Origin of the sequence: Yersinia sp. 1252 StPb PI (assembly GCF_048593885.1) — a bacterium.
Lineage (GTDB): Bacteria > Pseudomonadota > Gammaproteobacteria > Enterobacterales > Enterobacteriaceae > Yersinia > Yersinia enterocolitica_E.
Window position 1 is genome coordinate 1 of the sequence record NZ_JAZGQE010000206.1, and the last position, 7,515, is coordinate 7,515.

A 7,515-nucleotide genomic window follows, 5' to 3' on the forward strand; every position below is an offset into this window, starting at 1 on the left:
AATTGAAAAATAGTTTATTTTTATTATGGATAACTAAGTTAGCGCCCCTATTTAGGGAGTTTGCACCATTTAGGAGCATATCGGGTATATCTCTCCTGGCAGATTTATTGTTTAGGCATTTAGTTTTGATTTGATTAATTATTAACACGACGACTTATTGCTGCTTTGAGAAGTGTAATAACACACGACATTAACTCCTAGGAAAATGGGGTTTTTTAGTGCGTAGCTCTAATTTATGCGTGTACATGGATGAATCGGCGGCGGCGAGTAGTTCATTAATCGGTGTATCTTTCTCTAAATCGCAATTAGCGTACCCCACGCTAAAATTAATATTATAACCACGCAATTCCTGGCTATTGCGTAATTCTAATGCATTCTTAAAGCGGCTTAATATTGCTGGCATATCACTACAACCTGATGCCGTGAGTAATGTGACAAATTCGTCCCCCCCCAATCGGGCGACAACATCTGTGTCACGAAAGAAAAGCTGTAACTCTTCAGCGAAAGTGACTAATGCCTTATCACCTTCAGCATGACCATAACTGTCATTTATTTCTTTAAAATCATTTAGATCAAAGAAAATCAAGGTGGCAGGAATATTATTATGCGAGCAAAATGTCAATGCATGCTGAGCCAGAATTTCAAAGCCTCGACGGTTGGTTAACTGTGTTAGTTCGTCAATAGTTGCTAATTGAACGGCAGCAATTTCTTGCTCAGCCATTTTCGCTAAGTCACATAAAAGTTGTTGGTCGTATTCATCTAAAGAGCGCGGTTTAAGATCGATAATACAGAGTGTGCCAAGTTTACTGCCATTGGGAACAACCAGCGGACAACCCGCATAAAAACGAATGCCAGGATCGTCGGTAACAAGTGGGTTGTCACTAAAACGAAGGTCGTTAAGGGCATTGGGTACCAAAAGGATATCGTCACCTAAAATCGCATGACCACAAAAAGATATATCCCTGGGGGTTTCGCTGGTTTCCAGTCCGGGATGTGATTTAAACCATTGCCGGTTTACGTCGACGATAGATATAAGCGCGATTGGCACATTAAATAAACGTTTAGCTAAGCGGGTGATACGATCAAAGCGTTCTTCGGGAGAGGTATCGAGAATATTATAAGAGCGTAATGTAGCAATTCTCTTAGCCTCATCTTGAGGTATCGGGGGAGCTTGCATATTCATCGTCTCCTGTTACTTGTCTTATCCACTTAGCGCGAAGTGTCGCTAACAAAGATTAGCAGTAGTGATCAAGGACTACTGGGTGTGGCTACAAAACAACATCAAAAATAAATTTAACGCATTGAAAATTAATTATTTTCTCATCAGTGAGATGACATTTTACAAACGTAAAACTCAATCCAAGAATCTATTCACCCGTATCACAAATTACCAACTGTGGCTCGGGTAGCTTTTATTACCATCAGGCTCAATTCCCGGGCCAAATGATCGCTTGTGCTGCAATTATCGTCTTTTTCTCTGGGTCATAAGCGATTGACGGTGAGCCGTATAATACATAGCCAAGCTTCAATTGATCAGACACTCGGTGACAAAATGATGAATCATCTGGTCCGGTAATCAGCCGGTATATTGGTAATCCATCTGGCGGCACAGTATTCATATACATCCCCCATTTTGTTGATTAGTCGTGTGTATGCTTTTGTACATTATCTCTGGCTGCGGCTTTGGCTTCTTCAGCCAACTGTTCAATTTGCTCTTCGGTAAGTTGTTCTGAAGCTTCATGAATTTTAGCCAAACCTTCATTAACTGTTGTTTCTTCGTGATTTTTATTAGACATAATGGATCCCATACAGCGTTGCATTTAATTTATACTATAGGTCATTTAACCCTATTAAGGGGTTTTATAATGAGTTAGTGGTTTTTAGGCTCGCCGAGTCAATATCAAACAGGCGCTGGGGGAGTAAACCTCCCCAAGAGTCACGAGTTGATGCAGGAATTTTTAATAAAAACCATCCCGATTTCTATTCAGGTTTCTTCGCAGAAAGTAAAAATAGCATAGGGCGTTCTTTCTCTTCATCCAATGCAGGATAATCTATAATTTGCTGTGTTGTTGGTCCCCATTCTTCGATATGTGTAATTATAAAACCTTGTTTTATCAAAAAATTAATATAAGTCCCTAATGTCCGATGCTGCTTGATAACGCCTTCTGCCAACCAGTTTGTTATACGTTCCCCTTCCGCCTGATAACTGTTCACCGGCCAGGATTTTTGCCCATTATCGGCAATTAACCAACCAGGTTGCTTTGCTGCGGTAAAGATAGGGTGTTCTGCGGAAAAAACAAAACTGCCCCCAGGAGTTAGTGCTTGATAAATCGTGGCAAACAGTGCTGGCAGTGCTTTTATATAATGCAATGTGAGTGAGCTATAGGCTAATTGGAACAGTTGTGGTGGTAGATGCAAATGTTCCAGGTCTTCCTGACGGTAAATAATGTTTTCGTCAGTGGTCATCTCTTTAGCACGGTTTAACATTCGCGTTGAAACATCCAACCCTAAAACTTCGCTGGCACCTTGCGAGCATGCGTAGCGACAAAACCAGCCATAGCCACAACCCAGATCTACAACCCAGATCTACAACTTTACTTCCTGATAGCGACGGCAGCATCTGGCGAATGGCTTCCCATTCTGGCGCGCCAGCCAATCCGTCAACTGAACGGGGAAGTTGTGCATACCCTGAAAAAAATGCCTGATTATCATAAATATTCTGAGTCATTTCTCTTCTCCTTTAAATTAACTTTTTACTCCTGAATAAAAAGCATCGGCAGTTTAGCACTAATGAAAAGATATTGAATATATCAGAGGATCCGCCAAATGTTATTCCTTTGTTATAAATACAAATGACTGAGATTAGCTAAAGCGATATTGAGATGTAATAACGGATAGTTAAAACTATTTAATATGGAGTGCGGAATAAATTAATATTATGCGGATTCTGTTATTTATTGAGAAATAGCCTAAACTTTATACAGTACGTGTTGACGGACTTCGTTAACCGTTCGGGAAGGGTCACCTTCTGTTTGGTGTTGCCAAAGACTGATAAAGCGTGAATATACTGCGAGAGCAGGTAGCCACTATGCCAGATTAAGGCACTTTATCCCTGATTAGATGCTTCTCTTGAAGGAGATAGCGATGACTCCCGTACAAATACTGATTATTCTGGTGCTAACACTTTTTGCATTGTACCGCCAGTCGGTCAGCCACGAGGTGTCTTTAGGCCCCGCCCGTTTTAAATGGGCCTGGGTTTACGGGATGGTCGGCCTGGTAGTCGGTGGAACATATATGCCCGCTACGATGACTTCCTGGGTAGTTTTAGGTAGCGGAGTTTTATTTAGTATTGTTGTCGGTGTTTTGCAAGGTCGCCTTATAGAGATTTGGCGTGAACCTGATGGACGTATTTTTTGCAAGGGAACACCACTGACGATAACTTTATTTCTGCTATTGGTTGGTTCTAAATGGATTATAGGGACACTGCAATATCTTTATAATCAACCAACGGAACAAGGCGGGTTTGGTGAAATCCTGATCATGATTGCAGTCATGGCAGCATTTCAGGTCGAGATTGTCAGACGACGTATTCGGGTTTTATACCCGGATAACCCCGTTGATTCATTACCTGAAGGGCAGTAACAACGTTTATTTCAGCTAACAGCCGAGGACTGGCTGCTAGCTGAATATAAAGGACTCATAGATATCTTCGAAAAACGTGATCAGTCGACAATAAAAAGTCTGGCCCCTGAGATTGTAGATGAACGATGTGCTTCGGCGCCATCGGCAACCTGATAACTCATACCTGCCTTCAATATAAAGCTTCGCCCATCGTCTAATTCAGTGCTTAGTTCACCTTCAAGGCACAGCAATATATGCCCTTTAGAACACCAATGGTCAGCTTTGTATCCAGCACTGTACTCAACCATACGGACTCTAACACGACCAAAAAGTTGTGTTCGCCAGTAGGCAACCCCTTGTTCCCCCTTATGCTCAGTTGTTTCTATTTCTGACCAATCGGTGATACCGAAGGGGATATCCACTATTTTCATTTAAATTACCTCTTTCTAATGCTGGCCGACCTTACATTAACTCACTATTAAAACGAATACACAGTCTATTACCTTATTGCCAATCCAACTTTTATAAAGTGGGCCATACTGTGAGATGTACGGTTAAATGGAGTTATCAAGCCTATGAATAATCCCACAATCTTCCAGTTTTTCCATTGGTACTATCCTGATGGCGGTAAATTATGGCAGGAGGTCTCAGATCAAGCCGCACATATTAGCCAACTTGGAATTAATATCGTTTGGCTTCCCCCCGCATATAAAGGTGCCTCAGGAGGATATTCTGTAGGATATGACACCTATGATTTGTTTGATCTGGGGGAGTTTGATCAGAAGGGGACTCAGTCGACTAAATATGGCGACAAAGAAGGATTACAGAATGCGATTAACCGATTGAAGGAGAATGGCATAAAAGTTCTTTTTGACGTTGTATTCAATCACAAGATGGGGGCGGATGAAAAAGAACAGGTCAGTGTCCGTAAAGTTAATCCTGATAACCGGACTGAAATGGACGATGATATTATCGACGCCCTTGCCTATACCCGTTTTACGTTTCCTGGCCGCAATAAAACTTATTCATCCTTTGTTTGGGATAAACAGTGTTTTACCGGTGTTGATTATATTGAAGAACCCTCAGATGAGGGGGTTTTTAAGATAGTAAACGATTATAGCAATGGGGGATGGAATACAGAGGTTGATGATGAGTTAGGTAATTTCGACTATCTGATGGGGGCGGATATTGATTTCCGTAATCCTGCCGTTATGGATGAGTTAAAATATTGGGGAAAATGGTTACTGGAGTCACTATCAATTGATGGTTTTAGATTGGATGCAGTAAAACATATCCCGGCATGGTTTTTTAAAGCATGGATAGAATATATACAAAATGAAACAGAACATGATTTACTGATTATTGCGGAGTATTGGTCCCCTGATATCGAAAAATTACAACAATATCTGGCACGGGTAGAAGGCAATGTAATGTTGTTCGACGTTGCTTTACATCACAAGTTTCACGAAGCATCGAAACAGGGCGAAGATTTTGACTTAACGCAAATATTCAATGGCTCATTAATTGAAGTTGACCCGTTACATACCATTACGTTGGTGGCCAATCACGATACTCAGCCACTTCAGGCTCTGGAAGCACCGGTAGAACCTTGGTTTAAACCTTTGGCTTACGCGTTGATCTTAATACGAGAACAAGGTATTCCCTGTGTTTTTTACCCCGATCTTTTTGGTGCCAATTATGAAGATAACGGTGAAGATGGGGGGACTTATCAGATAGAGATGCCGGTTGTTGCTGAATTGGAGAGGCTAATTCAAGCCAGGCAACGCTTCGCTCATGGCGCACAAACCGATTATTTTGATGATAAAAACTGTATTGCTTTTGTTCGTGCTGGCACGGCGGAGGCACCCGGTTGTGTGGTGATTCTTTCGAATGGCGCAGAAAGTGAAAAAACAATCGTTCTTGGTGGAGGTTTTGAAAATAAAGAGTTTGCTGATTACTTAGGTAATCGTCAGGATATTATTACTACAGATGAAGATGGTGGGGCGACATTTCCTGTTAATGGCGGGAGTATTAGCCTTTGGGTACAGAAAGAACTTCTGTAACCCGTATAATGAATATGTTCTTCAGAGAGATGCAATATTATCTTGAGCTAGGCGCTAAGTTGCTATGATTTACACGACTTAGCGCTTAGTCATTATTTCCTTAGCTTAATGATGGCTGATTAACTTGAAAGAAACGGATAATCTGGCGCAACTCCGCGCCTTGTTCTGTTAATGATTGTGCGGCGGCGGCAGCTTGTTCAACCAATGCAGCATTTTGTTGCGTAACTTGATCCATCTGTTCTACAGCGATACCGATCTCTTGAATACCAATGTGTTGCTCGTGTGATGCCGTCGATATCTCGCCAACGATATGAGCAACTTTCCCCACCGAGTCGACGATCTCGCCCATCGCTTGACTGGCATGGTCAGCGCGTTCTGAACCCGCATTAATTTTCTCAACCGTACCAACAATTAATTGCTTTATCTCTTTGGCTGCATTTGCACTTTTCTGTGCCAAAGTGCGTACTTCGCTTGCGACAACGGCAAATCCCTTACCTTCGGTGCCCGCTCGGGCGGCCTCAACTGCAGCATTTAACGCTAATATATTGGTTTGGAAGGCAATGCTTTCAATAACAGCAATAATATCGACGATCTTCCTCGAGCTTTTGGTGATTTCTTGCATACGAAGTAGCATTTCATCAACAATAATTCCGCCTTCTGTGGCGGTTGCTGCTGTATTAACCGCCAACTCACTTGCCTGCCGGGCATTCTCCGCATTCTGACGTACGGTTTGGGTGAGTTCCTGCATATTTGCTGAGGTTTGAATCAGAGAGGATGCTTGTTCCTCGGTACGTTGTGATAAGTCAGCATTACCCTGAGCAATCTGATTCGACGCAACAGAAATTGATTCACTCCCATGCATGATCTCATTAATCGTTTTCTTCAACTGCCGGTTCATGATATTCAGAGAAGCCAGTAAGCTATTATTATCACCTGGGCGAAGTTTTATTTCAGTGGATAAGTTTCCGGCGGCGATATGGCCCATAATAGCCACAGCGTAGGCCGGTTCCCCTCCCAATAAACGAGAAAAGTTGCGGGCAATCATGACAGCAAGCAGTGCAGAAATGAAAACAGCAAAGAGCAATAAAGCGATAAGTACGTTTTTGGCAGTATTAAAGCTTTGTTGACCATCCGTTGCAGCTTGTTCTCCACCTTGAACTTCCAGTACGACTAATTCAGCGAGGTCTTTCATCAACTGTGTGCGATATTTTCTTGATGTATCACCACTAATTTTAGTGGCCTCAGCTAATTGATTATTATTAACTGCATCAATAACGAGACTGTTTGCCTGAGAAAAGTGGTCAAAATCTGACATTATTCTCTTGAATAGTTCGGAGTGATTGTAACCTTCGGGTAATTTCAGAAATCTATCTTGCGCGGCACGAAAGTTGTCTACGGCCTGTAATATCTCCAGACGGTGTCCTTCGCGCTCTTTTTCTGTCGATGAGGCGATATACTGAACCTGCTGCAGGCGCAATTCGGCTAAAACGCCTCGCATCTCTAATGCATAGCGAACACCCGGTAACCAACTGTCGCGATAGGCTTCCAGCCTGGCGTTATTACTGCTTAACTGTGATAGTGCCACAGCACCTAGCAATAACATCATGACAATAACAACCGAAAAGCCTGAGAGTAACTTTGTCAAAATGGATAGGTCGGAGAACTTTTTCATGAACATTACGTATATTAAATAAAGGTGCAATGTATAACGGCAAATAAAATGAATTCTTGATGTAATAAAACTACTTAATTTGATTTTTTAAGCATTTTATTTGAATGTACAAAACACAGGGTAATGTTGCTTTTTGAGCTGAATTTATCATTTTTTAGA

Annotated in this window: 7 protein-coding genes and 1 pseudogene; 2 read left to right on the top strand and 6 right to left on the bottom strand. The window is 41.8% G+C overall.

Annotated features, from left to right (window positions below):
• Positions 1-190 precede the first annotated feature (190 nt).
• The 4 genes and pseudogenes from V2A85_RS20455 to V2A85_RS20470 all read right to left on the bottom strand — a co-directional run bounded on the left by V2A85_RS20455 (position 191) and on the right by V2A85_RS20470 (position 2,728).
• Positions 191-1,183, bottom strand: coding sequence for a diguanylate cyclase domain-containing protein (locus tag V2A85_RS20455; RefSeq protein ID WP_420072216.1), 993 nt, complete (start codon positions 1,181-1,183; stop codon positions 191-193).
• A 244-nt stretch (positions 1,184-1,427) separates the two neighbouring features.
• Positions 1,428-1,625, bottom strand: a complete 198-nt coding sequence (locus V2A85_RS20460; protein ID WP_372558760.1) for a DUF1737 domain-containing protein — start codon at positions 1,623-1,625, stop codon at positions 1,428-1,430.
• A gap of 15 nt (positions 1,626-1,640) precedes the next feature.
• A complete protein-coding gene (locus tag V2A85_RS20465; RefSeq protein ID WP_372558761.1) occupies positions 1,641-1,808 on the bottom strand; it encodes a hypothetical protein in 168 nt (55 codons plus the stop codon).
• 172 nt (positions 1,809-1,980) lie between these two features.
• Positions 1,981-2,728 (bottom strand): annotated as a pseudogene (locus V2A85_RS20470) (class I SAM-dependent methyltransferase).
• A gap of 416 nt (positions 2,729-3,144) precedes the next feature.
• On the opposite strand from V2A85_RS20470, the gene V2A85_RS20475 reads away from it, so the two are divergent.
• On the top strand, positions 3,145-3,642 hold the full coding sequence (locus V2A85_RS20475) for a hypothetical protein (RefSeq protein WP_083159119.1): 498 nt from the start codon (positions 3,145-3,147) through the stop codon (positions 3,640-3,642).
• 80 nt (positions 3,643-3,722) lie between these two features.
• Here V2A85_RS20475 and V2A85_RS20480 read toward each other — a convergent pair whose 3' ends face one another.
• On the bottom strand, positions 3,723-4,052 hold the full coding sequence (locus V2A85_RS20480; RefSeq protein ID WP_083159118.1) for a DHCW motif cupin fold protein: 330 nt from the start codon (positions 4,050-4,052) through the stop codon (positions 3,723-3,725).
• Positions 4,053-4,196: 144 nt separating this feature from the next.
• Here V2A85_RS20480 and amyA point away from each other — a divergent pair, with 144 nt between their 5' ends.
• Positions 4,197-5,684 carry an alpha-amylase gene (gene amyA / locus V2A85_RS20485; RefSeq protein ID WP_420072217.1) on the top strand — a complete coding sequence of 496 codons (1,488 nt, stop codon included), beginning with the start codon at positions 4,197-4,199 and terminating at the stop codon, positions 5,682-5,684.
• Positions 5,685-5,784: 100 nt separating this feature from the next.
• Here amyA and V2A85_RS20490 read toward each other — a convergent pair whose 3' ends face one another.
• On the bottom strand, positions 5,785-7,356 hold the full coding sequence (locus V2A85_RS20490; RefSeq protein ID WP_420072218.1) for a methyl-accepting chemotaxis protein: 1,572 nt from the start codon (positions 7,354-7,356) through the stop codon (positions 5,785-5,787).
• Positions 7,357-7,515: the final 159 nt, after the last annotated feature.

Excerpts from the sequence above, each read along its gene's own strand:
- V2A85_RS20490 (WP_420072218.1), bottom strand. The coding sequence starts at position 7,356 with ATGAAAAAGTTCTCCGACCTATCCATTTTGACAAAGTTACTCTCAGGC.
- amyA (WP_420072217.1), top strand. The coding sequence starts at position 4,197 with ATGAATAATCCCACAATCTTCCAGTTTTTCCATTGGTACTATCCTGAT.
- V2A85_RS20475 (WP_083159119.1), top strand. The coding sequence starts at position 3,145 with ATGACTCCCGTACAAATACTGATTATTCTGGTGCTAACACTTTTTGCA.
- V2A85_RS20455 (WP_420072216.1), bottom strand. The coding sequence starts at position 1,183 with ATGAATATGCAAGCTCCCCCGATACCTCAAGATGAGGCTAAGAGAATT.
- V2A85_RS20480 (WP_083159118.1), bottom strand. The coding sequence starts at position 4,052 with ATGAAAATAGTGGATATCCCCTTCGGTATCACCGATTGGTCAGAAATA.
- V2A85_RS20460 (WP_372558760.1), bottom strand. The coding sequence starts at position 1,625 with ATGTATATGAATACTGTGCCGCCAGATGGATTACCAATATACCGGCTG.
- V2A85_RS20465 (WP_372558761.1), bottom strand. The coding sequence starts at position 1,808 with ATGGGATCCATTATGTCTAATAAAAATCACGAAGAAACAACAGTTAAT.